This is a genomic window from Priestia sp. SRI_019, assembly GCF_057586255.1.
Genome location: NZ_JBYCZN010000002.1, coordinates 1,487,099 through 1,502,313, shown reverse-complemented (window position 1 = coordinate 1,502,313; position 15,215 = coordinate 1,487,099). Strand labels below are relative to the sequence as shown.

Below are 15,215 nucleotides of genomic sequence, written 5' to 3'. Positions count from 1 at the left end.
GAGATTCTTTCCCATTATTATACGTTGTTTTCTTTTTTAAGAAGAGTAAAACGAATGATTATGTAAAATAAAAATCTTAAAAAAAGCAAGCCGCGTATAGTTTAAACTCGACTTGCTTTAGATTTATTTAGCGGCGACAGCCATGCCCTTTAAAGCAGCAGCCAAATGATTTATTAAACCATGGGTATGAGCAGCAAGGTGAACCGCAGCGACAGCGGCGACGGCTAGAACGGCGAGTAGAACGGCGAGTAGAACGACGAGTAGTGCGGCGAGTAGTGCGGCGAGTAGTGCGGCGAGTAGAACGGCGAGTAGAACGGCGAGTAGAACGGCGAGTAGTGCGACGAGTAGTGCGGCGAGTAGTGCGGCGAGTAGAACGACGAGTAGTGCGGCGAGTAGTGCGGCGAGTAGAACGGCGAGTAGTGCGACGAGTAGAACGACGACGAGAGCGTCTGTGAAGAGCAGTTGGCTCTTGGTACATAAACGTTTCAAGCTCAGTAGAAGCAATCGCTTCTGTTGCTTCTCTAATTCTTTCAGCAGTGATATGCATATAAACACCTCCTGGCTAATTCGGTACATAATACAATATGTACAAGGAAGGCGTTTGGATATAGTGAAAACATGGAATTTGTCTAAATTTGTGAAAGAAATGGAGTGGTTTTCATGCTTCAAATCCTCGAACATCAAAGAGTGGATATCGCTCTTCAAATAGTAGCTGTACAAATAGAAGCTTATCAAGAAGAAGCAAGGCTCATTGGTTTTTCAGATATTCCTCAGCTTACAGAAAGCAAAGAAGATATTATGAACAGCAAGGAAGTGTTTATCGGAGAAATGATTGAAGGTAAGCTAGCTGGCGTGCTGTCGTTTGAAATAGAGAATGAGCGATTAACGATTTGCCGCCTCGTTGTGCGTCCTCGTTACTTTCGAAAAGGAATCGGAAGCCGTCTTTTAACACATGTACTTCAAATATATTCAAAATGTGAATGCATCGTGTCGACAGCCGAGCGAAATACACCTGCGATTAAGCTGTACAAAGCGCATCAGTTTTTAATTATAAAACGTACTGCAGCTGCTGATAATCTTGTGTTAGTAACGATGAAAAGAGATTGAGACATCGTTAAATTAATCCAAAGACCAACAAATTAGCGACATAAGGTAGGAGTTGGCTGTTGATTTTCGTGCAAGACTTCGCTTTTCGCGTGCGGCCGCTGAGCCTCCTCGTCGCTTCCGCTCCTATTCCGCTTCTCCGCCTCGCTGTCCAATCAACGCATCTAGCATACTCATAATAATAAAAAATCCGAACGCGTTGGATTCTCCGGATTCTCCAGCAAGAATCCAACGCGTTCGGATCTTCTTTCAACTAAAATAATGTTGTCCCAGCCTCTACGATGAGAGTGTTTGCTCAGAATAATCTAGAGCTGTATGGCGCTGAATCAGCAGTAAAGCAGCTAAAGTGACAACTGCCCCAATAATAAAAGGCAGCGTCATATTGAGTTTAAAGGCAAATGCACCAAGCAGAGGGCCAAAAATACGCCCTAAGCTATCCATTGAGGCGGTTAACCCCGAAGCAGAGCCATATCCTACTTTGGTTCTCATCGTAATTAATGAGAGGACACAAGGACGAATAAGGGCATTACCTGCTGTAAATATGCACAAAAATAAGGTAGCATTAACGGCGCTAGAAGATAATAAAATAGACGTAAACCCTATTGCTGAAACCAATAAGCCAATAGCCATCAGCTTTTTTTCATTTCCTTTTTTAAATCGCTGCAGCACACCGCCTTGAATCAGCGCTTGAGTTAAACCGCTCGCCATAAACATCCATCCGATTGTCGTAGGAGTAGCATTGATTTTCGCTATTTGAAAAAATTGAAAAGTAGCTTCTAAACCAGCGAGCGTAAAAGTCGCTAAAAATGAAAGAACATATAAATACTTCATAGCTCCTTGAAAATCTGACGTGAAGTCATGCCACCTCGATGTCTGTACTTTATCAGCAGATTCTTTTCGTAAAGATTCTTTTAACGTAAAGAATGAGAACGCTGTCATAATCAGTGATAAGATACCAGAGATAACGAAGGGAACAAACAAGCCGAAAGATGAAAGGACACCGCCTAATGCCGGTCCAAAAATAAAGCCTAAGCCAATCGACATTCCTAACAGTCCCATTGCTTTCGTGCGGTTTTCTTCATCTGTACTATCAGAAGCATATGCAAAAGCACAAGGAATAACCGCTCCGGCAAACAAACCTCCGATGATGCGTGACGTATACATTAGAGTCAGAGAGTTTTCTGCCACCGAAAAAAGAAAAAAGCTTGCACTAAAGCCAAGTAAGCCCCAAAGTAAGATGGGACGGCGGCCTTTTATATCGGAAAGCTTCCCCCAAAAAGGTGCGGTAATAAAAGATGCGATCGAATAGCTAGCCATTAGTACTCCTAAATTGACCGTGCTTGCACCCGTGGCACGAATAACTTCAGGTACGATGGGGATGATCACTCCGAAGCCGACAAATACCATAAAAATAACAAACATTAATGTTCCAAGCTGTTTGTTCATATGCAATTAAGCCCCTTTCTCTGTAGAACATGCCGTGAGTTTAGTATACCAAATACAAAGAAGTTTTTTACGTATATTTGGTAAAAAACGTTTTATTTACAAATGGATAACTATGTTAATATTTACCTGTTGTGCTGAGGATGATACAATTAAAAGAAAAGGGACGTGAAGCGATTGCCAATATGGATTGTATTTGCTGGGATCATAGGCGGTCTTTTAGGATTTGGGGCGCTAGTGGACTATATAGCTAAAAAGAGAAGTATCGAGCTAGATCCAGAAGAAGGAATAAAGAATGCTTCTGATGCAAAACAAATCTATGTGGAAAATTATCTTTATCAAACAAAAGAAAATAACAATCACTTTCAATAAAAAAAGCTTGGAGATTTCTCTCCAAGCTTTTTTAATGCGGTAAAAAGATGAGCTGATAGAGAAATAAAACAGCAAAGACATACACAAGTGGATGAACTTGTTTGCCTTTTCCTTTTACCAGCTTCATTAACGGATAAGAAATGAAGCCAAGCGCAATTCCTGTTGCAATACTTGATGTAAGAGGCATCGCTAGAACAACTAAAAAGGCAGGGAACGCTTCATCAAAGTCATTCCAATTAATTTTAGCTACAGCACCCATCATCAAGCTTCCGACAATAATTAATGCAGGGGAAGTAATAGCTGCTACGCCAGAAACCGAGCTTACAACCGGACTAAAGAACGCTGCAACAATAAATAGAATGGCTACCGTCACGCCCGTTAGACCTGTGCGTCCGCCTGCTGCTACACCAGATGAAGATTCAACGTAAGCCGTTGTTGGGCTTGTACCAAATAAAGCTCCAATCGTTGTACCAAATGAGTCAGCAAGCAATGCTTGACGCACGCGAGGCATCTTATTACCTTTCATAAGACCGGCCTGTTGAGCTACGCCTACCATTGTACCTGTTGTATCAAAAATCGTCACAAGTAAGAAAGAAAAAACAACTGTGTACAAATCATGATGAATAACATCTCCAAAAGCAGCAAAAGGATTTGAAATCATTAAGCCGTCTGGAAGGTGAGGGGAAGCAAACAAACCTTTATCAAATGAAAGCTGTCCTCTAAAGAAAGCAATTAATCCGGTAATAATCATACCGAAGAATAAAGCGCCGTTTACATTTAGCGTATATAAAATGATTGTAATCGCAAGTCCGATCAGTGTTAAAACTACTTTTTCAGACTGCAAATCACCAAGTCCAATTAAATTTGACTTATTTGCAACAATAATACCGGCTGAACGAAGCCCGATAAAAGCAATAAATAAACCGATACCAGCACTAATCGCGTGCTTTAAATTGTTTGGAATAGCTTCAATTAATTTTTCACGAAACGATGTTAACGATAGGATGATAAAGATAATACCCGCTACGAATACAGCTGAAAAAGCAGTAGCATAGTCGATGCTTCCATTTGAACCAACAACTAAAGCAGCAAAGTACGCGTTCATTCCCATACCGGGAGCAATCGCGATTGGATAGTTAGCTGCAAGAGCCATCCATAGCGTAGCTACGACTGCTGAAATAATAGTAGCTGTAAATACTTGATCAAAAGGAACGCCGGCGCTGGACAAAATAACTGGGTTCACAATGACGATATAAATCATGGTTAAAAACGTTGTAATACCAGCTAAAATCTCCGTTTTAGCATCCGTGTTATATTCTTTTAACTTAAACATAAGTAACCTCCAAAAATAACGAACATTAAAAGCAACATGATATATAATATTCGTTTTTTACTTGAAATGCAATAGATTTGCATATAAAAAATCAAAAACTGAAAAAGTGACGATAAAAGAGCTAAAACAAGTGTGAAATATTTCTTTTTTTCGGTGCTTTTTATAGTGTGTGCGTATAGAAGAGGCTCATACGAAAAAAAGCCGCTTGGGCTGCAGCGGCTATGTTGCTTGTTTTGAGGCAACGACTATTGGAAATTTTATTTTAATGGAAAGAGTTAAATCGTGATACGTATATTCCAAGCGTCCGTGGTAGTTGGAAACAAGTTCAGAAATGATCCACGTGCCAAGGCCTTCGTGGCGTTCTTTCTTTTCTGTAACATGAAAAGAAGTAAACAAGTGATCTTGACGTTCTCGTGATAAAGGAGCAGTAGAATTGCTGACTTCTAAAATGTAAATGCCGCTTCGAATCATACTCGAAACGGTTATCTCTTTTTTCTCAGAAGAATGAGCGGCTTCTAAAGCATTATGCAGTAAATTCATGATGAGATTCATTTGGTCCAGGTGCTTTAAAGGCAGCTGTGATAACGGTGAATCTAATTGAACATTCAGATGTATTCCCCACGTATGTGCTTGATTCTTGCTTTGATGTACAACAGAAGCAACGTGCGAATGTTCACCTTGAATATATGAATGGGTATCATTCAAAGCTTCAACGTAATCTTGAATATACTCTTGTGCCTGCTGTCTTTGGTTTGTTTCTAGAAGATAGGACACGGCACTGACATGTTTAATAAAATCATGTCTTTCAGCTCTTAACGCTTGAAAAAGCTCATTGTTTTTTTGAATTTCACGTGAAGCACTGCTTTCCCGGTTGGTTACAAATATGTATTGTTGATAAGACGAAAACATGTCGGTCATGTAACCAATCATTGCGATAACGGTTAAGCTAACACTAAAAGGTGAAGATAGGCTAAATAAAAGCAGGAAAAAAGACGTCAGTACGATTGCTTTTTTTATAGTTAGTAAAGGAGCCGTTTGGTATTTCTTTCTCCATATAAAAAATGAACCCATTATAAAAGAACTAAGTAGGAGATGTAAACTAACAGGCAGGTCTTTAAAAAAGAGGAGCACGAACACGGTTAGTAAAACTAGTGTGTAAAATAGTTTCATTTTAGATAGTCCCTCCTTTAAAAGTATTCTTTTTGCAAGATGTCTAAATTTGTTTTCGTGATTAAAGCTGTTTTTTCGGTGCCTTGAAACATCACCGAGTAGGAGTGCTTAGTATACAGGGAGAAATTTTGAATATAGGAAATGTTGATAATAAAAGCTCGATGCGACCTTAGAAAATGAGTCGCTGTTAATTCTTTTTCAATTTCGTTTAATGATTGATAGGTACTAAATTCTCCATTTGTCGTTATGATTGTGGTAGAGCGACCCGTTCGTTCTGCAAATATAATATCTTGTTTGTTCAGCACTTGCATTTCGGTTTTTTGTTTTAAAATAAGCTTATCTCTTGTGTCAGTTGATTGTTTTTTTTGATGAAAACGCTGAATGCCTTTTAACAGACGCTCTTTAGAATAAGGCTTCATAATGTAGTCTAAAACGTTGAGTTCAAATGCATGAACGGCAAAGCCGCTGTGCCCAGTGACAAAGATGACTTGAATATCAAGTGCGTAAGCATTGATAAAGTCTGCAAGCTCATAACCTGATAGCTTAGGCATTTCAATATCTGTAATTAATAAATCAATTTGATTTTTTTTAATTTCGTTATAAGCTTCCTCCGCGCTGCTAGTCGAAAAAAGTATGTCTATATCATCTTCTCTTTCTAAAGAAATCCTCAATTTCTCTAAATCATATGAATGATCGTCCACTAATCCTACCTTCATAAATAAAAACCCTCTTTGTTTCATTCTATTGGATATTACCACACTATTTTACCATGATTTACAAGATGGAAAGGACGTTTCGCGACATAAAAAACCCTCTTTATGACAAGATGGAAGATGCTGTATAAAAAATAAGCTAAGATATAGTCAATCACGGTAAAAGGGGAGAGCGGATATGATTGAAATCAAAGGTGTGACGAAATATTTTAAAGAGAAAAAGCAAACAATTGCAGCTGTTCAAGATATTCATGTAACCATCGCACAAGGAGAAATTATAGGGCTATTAGGTGAAAATGGAGCGGGGAAAACAACTCTTTTACGTATGCTATCGACTGTACTTGAACCATCGGAAGGTAATATGTTCATTCATGGAATTAACATTCATAAACAGCCTGATAAAATCAAACAAAGAATTGGCGTGCTATTTGGCGGTGAAACAGGTTTATACGACCGTTTGACAGCTCGTGAAAACTTAGCTTATTTTGCTAAGTTTTATGGCATGAGCAAACATGAAACGAAGACAAGGATCGAGGAACTGGCCAAACGTTTTGGAATGAAAGACTACTTGGATCGCCGGGTCGGAGGCTTTTCAAAAGGAATGCGTCAAAAAGTAGCCATTGCACGCACTATTCTTCATAACCCGGACGTTATCCTATTTGATGAGCCAACTACAGGATTAGACATTACATCAGCAAACATGTTTCGTGAGCTTATTAAAAGTCTGCAAAGAGAAGGAAAAACGATTATTTTTTCCAGTCACATTATGGAAGAAGTGGAGATGCTGTGTCAGTCTATCATCATGATTCATAAAGGGAAAATGATTTACCAAGGAACAAACGAACAGCTGTATAAAGAAGAAGAAAGCAGAGACTTAAACTACATCTTTATGTCGCGTATCGTGAGGGGGGCTTAATATGATTTGGCACATTTATAAAAAAGAGTTAATTGATTGTTTGCGAGATCGAAAGACGATTATCTTTAGCGTGTTGATGCCGATTTTATTAAATGTAGGAATTATCTTTTTTGCCGACAAAATGATGGCTAGTAATCAAACAGATTCCATGTCTGTAGCTGTTGCAAAGGATCCTGATGCCAGTGTAATCGACTGGTTAAAAAACGATGACAATATTAAAGTAATTGAAAGCAGAAACCCACTCAGTGCTGTAGAACAAGGGAAAGCGTTAGCGGCGTTAAAGGTACCAGACGATTTTTCTTCAGAAGTGCGTAAGATGAAATCGCCAGAAGTTACTGTTTATACAGATTCAGCGAGCATGAACTCAGGTGCTACCGCAGAGTATATACAAAACATACTGAATAAACATCGAGAAGCTATAGTTAGCGAACGCTTAGACCAACTAAATGTGAATAGTCAAACGATAACTCCGTTTAATGTGGTTGAAAAAGGAGTGTCTAAAGAAGATGACGGCTCTTTAACAATGATTGCGATGTTTGCGCCAATGATTATCATTATGGGCGTTTTAGGTGGCATTCTTCCTTCTGCCAATGATATTTTTGCAGGTGAAAAAGAACGAAAGACAATGGAAGCTTTATTGATGGCTCCTGTCAAAAGAACTCAATTACTGGTTGGAAAATGGCTTACTATCTCTACATTCGGTATAATAAGCGGCCTTTTGTCTACATTGGCATTTGTTTTCTCTGTACGTTATTTAACAACTGTATTAAATGATGCACTGCAGCTTAGCGGTCATTTTACAACCTTTATTTTATCTTTTTTAGTCACCCTTACCCTGCTAGCGCTGCTAGGAGCTATGGTATTATGTATTCTTAGTCTTTTGGCAAGTTCGGTTAAAGAAGCGCAAAGCTATACATCCCAAATTATGATGGTAGCGGTACTTCCATACTTTTTACTGATGGGAAAATCCGTACACGAACTGCAGCCCAGCGGATTTTTAATTCCTATTTATAACGTATTTGCACTCATGAAACAGCTTCTCTACGGTGTCTATGACATGCAGAGTCTTGTCTATACAATAGGAAGCTTGTCGGTTTGTACAGTTGTTTTATTTACGATTGGTTATACGATGTTTACCAAAAGCCGCTGGGTGCTTGGTAAAGGGTAAAAGACTGGGACAAAAGTATTTTAGTTGAAGGAAAATCCGAACGAGTAATCGTTCGGATTTTTTCATTGGAATGGTGAGCGTAGGTTTTATGTATGTAGTTAGCTGCTTCTAGCTGTTGATTGGAGGGAAAGACGGAGCCTCCTGCGGGAAAAGCGGAACAGGTGAGACCCCGCAGGAGCGGAAGCGACGAGGAGGCTCACCGGCCGCCCGCGGAAAGCGAAGTCTTGCACGGAAATCAACAGCGGCGTTATAAGCTCTTCATAATAGCTCATTTACCTCATTTGTTTGTCTTAGATTGAATTAATTTCGCTATGTCTCAACTTTTTTTGTAGGGAAAGAGCAATCGAAAGAGAATGTAGAAAGAAAGGAGAGTGAAACAGTTGCATCCTATTATAGTAGAAGAAATTCCTCATTCGATAAAAAAGTATGTAAAGCAAATCGAAAAAGTGACGTTTCCAAAGCAAGGATGTACATCGGATGTTGGGATCCTTCATACCGCTAAAGGGAGATATGTTTTAAAGCGGGCAAAAAGGGAAAAGTACAGAAAATGGTTATATAAGGAATATTATGTATTAAAAAATATACAGGCACTGGCGGACTTTCAAAGCCCGAGTGCTTACAAATTTGTTCAAACAGCTGTTATTGGCTGGAGCGGAGGAACCTGCGGAGATGCCCGTATGATATGGCCCTTGCTGTTCGCTTTGAAGGCGGAATTTTTACCGGTAAAGAGCGCGCTGCTTTTTTTAAGGGATACGGCAAGCAGATTTCACAGCACGAATTTTGTTATTTTGCAGAAGGATTGTACGAGTTTTTCTAAGCAATAATGACATCATTTTCTTCATTTGTTGAACGTCCACTTTCTTTGACGAATTCATACTAGTTTTGTCACGTATGAAGGGATTTAAAAATTTCTCTCGAAATGGCTAGTAAATGAAAAAAATGGAGGGATGGAACATGACGATGAAAACGGTAGATGTGGCAAAGTCGCTGGGAATACATCCAAGTACGGTATTAAAGTGGGTCAAAATGGCGGATATCGAGCTAGAGAGAAATGAATCGGGACACTGTGAGTTTACAGAAGAAAATATTGAAGCACTTAGAAACTTTCAAAAAAACCGCAATCGTCAAGCCGTCGTCAAAGTGGTAGAAAAAGTAGTAGAAAAAGAGGAAGTCGTTATATCTGATGAACGTGCGCAAGACATGCAAAAGCAGCTTGATCAGCTTTTTTTAAGGCTGATTGAAAATGAAAAGCGTACAGAAGAAAAAGCGGGAGAAGTAGTGACCTTTCAAATTTTAGAGCATCGTTCAGAAATCGATCGATTAAATAAAGTTATTACGAAATTAGAAAATCGAGTAGTGGAACTTGAAAGTCAGTTAAAAAGTGAAGATAGCTTAAAAGCCAAAAAGCCTGTTCCGAGATGGAGAAGCTTTTTAACCGGTATTTTTAGCTACTAGCGGCAATTTACCATAACGGTAAATTGCTTTTTTTATGGAATTTTATGAAAAATACATCAATTCGTACAGGTTTGTGGAAAAAAATCTCAATAATAGTTGACGAAACGCTTAGTAATTTGATAAAACTAATTAAGTTAAGAAAGTGAAATACTTTCGTAAATACATATTCGTTATCATGTGATAGCGATAAGGAGAGTGACAAGTGAAAAAAAGAGAAGAGCTCGTTCAAGAAATGGAGACGCTGTTTCGCTTTGTGTTCAGACAGCTTCGCCAAGAAATTAATGAAGTATACAATTCAGAGCTATCAACAAATGAATTTATGGTGCTTCGTATGCTGGTTGGTTCAGGCAGACAGCGATCAACTGATTTATCCAAGTATCTTCAAGTGTCAGCAAGCCACATTACGGCGGTAACCGACTTGCTTTTATCAAAAGGCTACATTGCACGCAAACGGTCTGAAAACGATCGGCGTATTATTGATATCGAACTGACCAAGGAAGGACAGGATATTTTTAATGCTATTCAAGAGAAGAAACGAGCCTATTTCCTTGAGCGTTTTGAGCACTTTACAGATAAAGAAATTGAAACGATGAATCAGCTGTTTCACAAAATTAAAGGTGATCAAAAATAAAGCGCTTTAAATACGGAAGAATAATCAGTGAATATGAGCTTCACTGATTATTTTTTTGTTTTAAAACGCAAAGAGTATAAAAGGCAAGTTAGTTGGTGAGAACATAAAATCAGCGTATAATAATAGAAAGAACACATGAAGGAGGTCATCTTTTTGACAGAACAATATGAAGTAGCAACTTTTGCGGGCGGCTGTTTTTGGTGTATGGTGAAGCCTTTTGATGAACAGCCAGGCATTATAAAAGTTGTATCTGGCTATACAGGCGGTCACAAAGAGAACCCGACGTACAAAGAAGTATGCTCAGAAACAACGGGCCACTATGAAGCGGTCCAAATTACATTTGACCCAGAAGTTTTTCCATATGAAAAGCTTTTGGAACTATACTGGCCGCAAATTGATCCAACGGATGCAGGCGGACAATTTGCGGATCGAGGCGACTCGTATCGAACAGCTATCTTTTACCACAATGAACACCAAAAGGCACTAGCTGAAGAATCGAAGCAGCAATTAGAAGCAAGCGGTCGTTTTTCTGAGCCGATTGCTACCCAAATTCTACCGGCAAAACCGTTTTATGAAGCCGAAGAATACCATCAAGGTTACTATAAGAAAAATAAATTCCGCTATGCTATGTATCGACGCGGATCTGGACGTGATCGTTTTATTAAAGAAAACTGGAAAGACTTTGGACGCGACGAGCAGCTGAAAACGACATTAACGCCCATTCAGTATGAAGTGACTCAAAACGATGCAACGGAACCTCCGTTTCGCAATGAATTTTGGGATCATACAGAAGATGGTATTTATGTAGATATCGTATCAGGAGAGCCGTTGTTTAGTTCAACTGATAAGTATGATGCCGGATGTGGATGGCCGTCTTTCACAAAAGCGATTAATAAAGATGAAGTAAAAGAAAACATGGACGTTAGTCATAATATGGTTCGTACAGAAGTAAGAAGCAAAACGGCTAACTCTCATTTAGGTCATTTATTTGATGATGGTCCGCAAGATGCAGGCGGCTTGCGTTACTGCATCAACTCAGCAGCTCTTCGTTTTGTTCCGAAGGAAGATTTAGAAAAAGAAGGATACGGGGAATACGCTGTTTTATTTAATAAATAAAATAATATGAAAAAAAGAGCGTGATTCAACTTAAAGTTGGCTCACGCTCTTCTTTTTGTGCTTTCTTTTGTTTTATTTTGGCTCGAATGAGGCTATAGAGAAAAAGGAAGGGAATGTAGCCATAAATAAAGTAAAAGCCAGTCATGGATAATCGTGTATTAAGCTGATCGATGGTTTCCCGATCATCAAAGAAAATAGAGAAACCAAGAAGGGCAATAAGAACTAATATGAGAAAAATCGTAGGCGGCTTATTAAATGTTTTACTAAATCCACGAATTGTACACCATACGCTGACAGCAATAGTAGGAAGAACGACTAAAAGCCACAGAGAAATTAAAATATATTCAAAACGCTGTAAAAATGGAATTTCAATAATTTTGGCCATCGTTAAAGTTGGCCATATGGTACGAGCTAACTGTCCTTGACTAAAGTAGGCAAATGAGACTAATGCTGTGCACAAGTATAAAAAAGTGCTGAACAAAATGCCATATTGCCCCCACTTCTGACTAGTAGAGCCATTTTTTATAAAAGGATAGAAAAAAAGCACGGATTCAAATCCTAAATTCTCAAAAGTCATCATTTTAGTTGAAATTAAAAATTCCCATATCGTGTGGTCAAATAAAGGAAATAAATTATTAAGGTGCCCATATTTTAATGGGTAAATCAATGCAAATATGAGCGGCAAGGGGAGCATAACCCCAAAAAAAGCAATCCCAGTGATCACACGAAACCCACCGGAAACTGTATAGTAAATAATGGGCAAGTAAACAAGTGATACAACCCATGTTTCCAGCTGTGGAAACATCCATATTTGTAAAATCTCTACGTACGTTCGATAAATCGTTAACGCAAAAATAAAATAATAAGCCGATGCCGCAAGAGTTAAAGCTCCTCCAAGGTATTTTCCAAAATATAGCCGGTGAATATCAATAATATCGCTGTTTTCGCGGGTTAAGATATTAAAGATCATCGCTAATAAAATACAGACGCTGATCGCAGCAAGAAAGATAGATATCCACGCTTCATATCCAGCACCTTTAATAACATAACGCTGAAATCCTAGTATTCCAACGCCAATCTGAGTAGAGTGAACTAAGAAAAAAAGAAAAGAAGGGGAAACTTGATTTTCTTCTTTAATTGTATTGTGCATCTTTTCTTCCTCCTAGTTGCTAATACCGGTTTGAATAAGATGAACGCGAGCTTTTACTTCAATATTCATATCCGGATATTGCGCTTTGAATTTTTCACTGTTAAACCCTCGCGTTTTACTTCGAACATAATCTGTAAAACAAATGGGGTCGATTTTGTGCCGCTGAAGCTTCTTAATAAAGGCATCCCCGTCTTTTTCAATCTCTTTTTGAAGCGTTTTTTCAACCATTTTAATACGAGCCGGGTCTGTTAAATCTATCCATCCAGGAAATTCTTTTACAAGGCCGTCAACAGTTAAGTGCGCGACAATACTTGGATGCTGATGATTTCCTTTAATTTCATACTTTGTTTTGGTGCGCAAGTTTTGCAGTATAATTTCGCCTTTACGGTCACTTTCTTTAATTTTTACTGAGTAGCGGCCGTGCTTTGTTCCGCTCGTTAGCAGCTTGAATAAAAATGTTTCTTTCATTCCGATGGTTGTAACGACTTTTTGTTCTTTAAAAAGCGCCAGTCCCTTTAATTTAATGGCATCTTTTTGCTGGGCTAAAACAGGAAGATAAGGGTCGCGGTCGTCGCTAAAAAAACTGAATAAAAAAATTTGTAAATTGGTGTTAGGCAAGTTTTCTGTTCGGATATTTTGTTCAATCAAATTAGAAATAAACTGATAGTCTTTAATTTTCTTTTTCGTAACGGAGCTCAATAATTCATGTGCGTTGCCATCTGCAATGCTTAATTTAATATTACGTCCAAGGTCTGGATTTCTAGCAATTGTATTTACTAATTCATTCACGCCATGTGTTGCAAATTCTTTTCCCATGACGATGCTCCTCAGCTGCCCAAAAGCCACCGGAAGAGATGATTTATTGTTTAAGCGAAGTGGAATATCAAACGATGAATTAGCAGTAGCCGCAATAATACTTGGTTCTTCCGTTGGTCCATATTTATAGATAGGGTATAAAATCGTTCCTCTGACTTTATTGCTTTGAGGAATATAATCATATCCTATGGAGTTGACTACTTGAATTTCGTCAATCGTTTCACGGTCTGCACAGCTTGTTAAGAAAGTAAGGCAAGTGCATAAAATAAGTATTCTCTTCATGACGTTTCCCCGCTTTACTCGTTATCTAAATTACTTTTTCTTTTAGTCTTATTCGCTTTATTAGGGTTATAGCGGAAGCGTTCTAAAGGACGCAAGTAGCTTGGCCGCTTAGCCGTATGACTATAGGGCAATCGCAGAAAGGTATCCCTATACTCTGTTGGACGAAACGGAAAAAGCGGAACAAGATAAGGCATGCCCAAAGATTTTAAACGAAGCAAATGAACCAGTAAGAAACAAAAACCAAAGGTGATGCCGACTAAACCGAACGCAGTGGCAAACAAAATAAACGGAAAACGTAGCAGTCGGATGGTATTAGACATTTTAAAAATTGGCGTTGTAAAAGAAGCTAAAGCTGTCAGTGAAACAATAATAAGCAAAATATTGCTTGTTAACGCCGCTTCGACTGTTGCTTGCCCAATAACAATCCCGCCTACGATTCCCAGTGTTTGACCTACTTTTGTTGGAAGTCTGGCCCCGGCCTCACGAAGCAGTTCAATGGTGATTTCTAAAAAAAGTACTTCGATGACGGGTGGAAAAGGAACGTTGGTCCTTGAAAAGATAATAGGACCCAGCAGGTCTTTTGGAAGCATCTCATAATGATACGTAACAATGGCTACATAAAGAGGCGTAGCAAAAATAGAGAAAAAGACGCCTAAAATACGAATAACTCGGAAAAACGATCCTAGAACCCATGGTAAATAGTAGTCTTCAGGTGAAATAAAGAAGTCAAGCAGCGTTGACGGCCCTGTAACTGCGTAGGGTGAACCGCTTGAAAAGAAGGCAGCTTGCCCGTTTAACAGACTAAACAAGACTCGATCAATCCGCTCTGTTGTTAAAAAAAGCGGAAACGCTGTAGAAGAATTATCGGAAATTAATTGATCAAGCATTGTACTATCAAAAATGACGTCGAAATCTATATCTTCAAGGCGCTGGGTCATAGTGTCCACGTGCTGAGGGTTCGTTACGCCTTCTAAGTAAACAAGCACCACGCGCGTTTTCGATTTATTTCCTACGGTGAGTTCTTTAAAAATAAGGTTTTCGGAAATGACCGTTTTTCTCATTAAGTAGAGATTGACATCTAAATCCTCTACAAAACCAATTTTAGGACCAACAACGCTGAACTCATTTTCCGTTTCATTTTCTTTTCGAAACCCTGTATCAAAACTTTGAACTTTAATAAGCGCTACTAGCTTATCGTCTTTATGCAATTGAAACATCACATAGCCGCGCAGCAGTTTTTCTAAAATTTCTTTTGTATCTTTTGTAACAGAAATATCTTCAATCGGCAGAACATTTTCGACTTCATATACGCTGCTTAAGGTGAAGTCTAGTTTTTGAAAAGGCTCAAGTATTTTATCTTCAACACTCTGCATATTTACGAGCTGCTTAAAATAAGTAATGATGTATTTGCGATGCTGCGAACCAATGGCTAATGTTGTGAAATCACTTGATTTTTTAAATTGTTTAATCAGTTCATCCAATGTTTTTTTGGGCTGATCGTCTGCATTCTTTTTTTTAAATAAATGTTTAAACATAACCGTGCCCC

General features: G+C 38.6%; 17 protein-coding genes. 9 read left to right on the top strand and 8 right to left on the bottom strand.

The genetic code is table 11. The features are described 5' to 3' along the window. Nucleotides 1–127 precede the first annotated feature (127 nt). Nucleotides 128–547: a CotG/ExsB N-terminal domain-containing protein gene (locus AC2YJL_RS17870; protein WP_487374822.1), complete on the bottom strand. Its 420-nt coding sequence runs from the start codon at nucleotides 545–547 to the stop codon at nucleotides 128–130. Between the two features lie 113 nt (nucleotides 548–660). Here AC2YJL_RS17870 and AC2YJL_RS17865 point away from each other — a divergent pair, with 113 nt between their 5' ends. After that, entirely contained in the window at nucleotides 661–1,107 is a 447-nt protein-coding gene (locus AC2YJL_RS17865; RefSeq protein ID WP_487374821.1) for a GNAT family N-acetyltransferase, read from the top strand. A 273-nt stretch (nucleotides 1,108–1,380) separates the two neighbouring features. Here AC2YJL_RS17865 and AC2YJL_RS17860 read toward each other — a convergent pair whose 3' ends face one another. Continuing rightward, entirely contained in the window at nucleotides 1,381–2,550 is a 1,170-nt protein-coding gene (locus AC2YJL_RS17860; RefSeq protein ID WP_050688235.1) for an MFS transporter, read from the bottom strand. Between the two features lie 174 nt (nucleotides 2,551–2,724). On the opposite strand from AC2YJL_RS17860, the gene AC2YJL_RS17855 reads away from it, so the two are divergent. Then, nucleotides 2,725–2,919 (top strand): hypothetical protein, encoded by a 195-nt coding sequence (locus tag AC2YJL_RS17855; RefSeq protein ID WP_269067487.1) that lies wholly within the window; start codon nucleotides 2,725–2,727, stop codon nucleotides 2,917–2,919. Nucleotides 2,920–2,950: 31 nt separating this feature from the next. On the opposite strand, the gene AC2YJL_RS17850 is transcribed toward AC2YJL_RS17855, so the two are convergent. From AC2YJL_RS17850 to AC2YJL_RS17840, 3 genes are all read right to left on the bottom strand, one after another. Further along, nucleotides 2,951–4,252: an NCS2 family permease gene (locus tag AC2YJL_RS17850; RefSeq protein ID WP_013055916.1), complete on the bottom strand. Its 1,302-nt coding sequence runs from the start codon at nucleotides 4,250–4,252 to the stop codon at nucleotides 2,951–2,953. A 219-nt stretch (nucleotides 4,253–4,471) separates the two neighbouring features. Next, complete coding sequence (locus tag AC2YJL_RS17845; protein ID WP_230932027.1) at nucleotides 4,472–5,422, bottom strand: sensor histidine kinase; 951 nt, start codon at nucleotides 5,420–5,422, stop codon at nucleotides 4,472–4,474. Between the two features lie 17 nt (nucleotides 5,423–5,439). Continuing rightward, on the bottom strand, nucleotides 5,440–6,138 hold the full coding sequence (locus AC2YJL_RS17840; RefSeq protein ID WP_251567543.1) for a LytR/AlgR family response regulator transcription factor: 699 nt from the start codon (nucleotides 6,136–6,138) through the stop codon (nucleotides 5,440–5,442). A 175-nt stretch (nucleotides 6,139–6,313) separates the two neighbouring features. Between AC2YJL_RS17840 and AC2YJL_RS17835 the strand changes: the two genes are divergently transcribed. From AC2YJL_RS17835 to msrA, 7 genes are all read left to right on the top strand, one after another. Continuing rightward, nucleotides 6,314–7,051 carry an ABC transporter ATP-binding protein gene (locus AC2YJL_RS17835; protein ID WP_251567545.1) on the top strand — a complete coding sequence of 246 codons (738 nt, stop codon included), beginning with the start codon at nucleotides 6,314–6,316 and terminating at the stop codon, nucleotides 7,049–7,051. A 1-nt stretch (nucleotide 7,052) separates the two neighbouring features. After that, nucleotides 7,053–8,219: an ABC transporter permease gene (locus AC2YJL_RS17830; protein ID WP_407819077.1), complete on the top strand. Its 1,167-nt coding sequence runs from the start codon at nucleotides 7,053–7,055 to the stop codon at nucleotides 8,217–8,219. A gap of 115 nt (nucleotides 8,220–8,334) precedes the next feature. Then, a complete protein-coding gene (locus tag AC2YJL_RS17825; RefSeq protein ID WP_194273332.1) occupies nucleotides 8,335–8,472 on the top strand; it encodes a hypothetical protein in 138 nt (45 codons plus the stop codon). Nucleotides 8,473–8,599: 127 nt separating this feature from the next. Further along, entirely contained in the window at nucleotides 8,600–9,043 is a 444-nt protein-coding gene (locus AC2YJL_RS17820) for a hypothetical protein (RefSeq protein WP_230932031.1), read from the top strand. 130 nt (nucleotides 9,044–9,173) lie between these two features. Beyond that, the gene (locus AC2YJL_RS17815) at nucleotides 9,174–9,674 is read left to right on the top strand and encodes a MerR family transcriptional regulator (protein WP_195780864.1); all 501 of its coding nucleotides are present in this window, start codon (nucleotides 9,174–9,176) and stop codon (nucleotides 9,672–9,674) included. Nucleotides 9,675–9,876: 202 nt separating this feature from the next. After that, nucleotides 9,877–10,305, top strand: a complete 429-nt coding sequence (locus AC2YJL_RS17810; RefSeq protein WP_407819076.1) for a MarR family winged helix-turn-helix transcriptional regulator — start codon at nucleotides 9,877–9,879, stop codon at nucleotides 10,303–10,305. Nucleotides 10,306–10,458: 153 nt separating this feature from the next. Beyond that, on the top strand, nucleotides 10,459–11,421 hold the full coding sequence (gene msrA, locus AC2YJL_RS17805) for a peptide-methionine (S)-S-oxide reductase MsrA (RefSeq protein ID WP_080754393.1): 963 nt from the start codon (nucleotides 10,459–10,461) through the stop codon (nucleotides 11,419–11,421). 25 nt (nucleotides 11,422–11,446) lie between these two features. On the opposite strand, the gene AC2YJL_RS17800 is transcribed toward msrA, so the two are convergent. From AC2YJL_RS17800 to AC2YJL_RS17790, 3 genes are read right to left on the bottom strand one after another with little or no spacing between them, the layout of a single operon-like run. Further along, on the bottom strand, nucleotides 11,447–12,571 hold the full coding sequence (locus AC2YJL_RS17800; protein WP_230932033.1) for a GerAB/ArcD/ProY family transporter: 1,125 nt from the start codon (nucleotides 12,569–12,571) through the stop codon (nucleotides 11,447–11,449). A gap of 12 nt (nucleotides 12,572–12,583) precedes the next feature. Next, nucleotides 12,584–13,669, bottom strand: a complete 1,086-nt coding sequence (locus AC2YJL_RS17795) for a Ger(x)C family spore germination protein (protein ID WP_230932034.1) — start codon at nucleotides 13,667–13,669, stop codon at nucleotides 12,584–12,586. Nucleotides 13,670–13,683: 14 nt separating this feature from the next. Next, nucleotides 13,684–15,204: a spore germination protein gene (locus AC2YJL_RS17790; protein ID WP_050688226.1), complete on the bottom strand. Its 1,521-nt coding sequence runs from the start codon at nucleotides 15,202–15,204 to the stop codon at nucleotides 13,684–13,686. Nucleotides 15,205–15,215: the final 11 nt, after the last annotated feature.

Bases quoted from the DNA above. Each gene is read 5' to 3' on its own strand.
- AC2YJL_RS17870 (WP_487374822.1), bottom strand. From the start codon at position 547: ATGCATATCACTGCTGAAAGAATTAGAGAAGCAACAGAAGCGATTGCT.
- AC2YJL_RS17865 (WP_487374821.1), top strand. From the start codon at position 661: ATGCTTCAAATCCTCGAACATCAAAGAGTGGATATCGCTCTTCAAATA.
- AC2YJL_RS17860 (WP_050688235.1), bottom strand. From the start codon at position 2,550: ATGAACAAACAGCTTGGAACATTAATGTTTGTTATTTTTATGGTATTT.
- AC2YJL_RS17850 (WP_013055916.1), bottom strand. From the start codon at position 4,252: ATGTTTAAGTTAAAAGAATATAACACGGATGCTAAAACGGAGATTTTA.
- AC2YJL_RS17845 (WP_230932027.1), bottom strand. From the start codon at position 5,422: ATGAAACTATTTTACACACTAGTTTTACTAACCGTGTTCGTGCTCCTC.
- AC2YJL_RS17840 (WP_251567543.1), bottom strand. From the start codon at position 6,138: ATGAAGGTAGGATTAGTGGACGATCATTCATATGATTTAGAGAAATTG.
- AC2YJL_RS17835 (WP_251567545.1), top strand. From the start codon at position 6,314: ATGATTGAAATCAAAGGTGTGACGAAATATTTTAAAGAGAAAAAGCAA.
- AC2YJL_RS17830 (WP_407819077.1), top strand. From the start codon at position 7,053: ATGATTTGGCACATTTATAAAAAAGAGTTAATTGATTGTTTGCGAGAT.
- AC2YJL_RS17815 (WP_195780864.1), top strand. From the start codon at position 9,174: ATGACGATGAAAACGGTAGATGTGGCAAAGTCGCTGGGAATACATCCA.
- AC2YJL_RS17800 (WP_230932033.1), bottom strand. From the start codon at position 12,571: ATGCACAATACAATTAAAGAAGAAAATCAAGTTTCCCCTTCTTTTCTT.
- AC2YJL_RS17795 (WP_230932034.1), bottom strand. From the start codon at position 13,669: ATGAAGAGAATACTTATTTTATGCACTTGCCTTACTTTCTTAACAAGC.
- AC2YJL_RS17790 (WP_050688226.1), bottom strand. From the start codon at position 15,204: ATGTTTAAACATTTATTTAAAAAAAAGAATGCAGACGATCAGCCCAAA.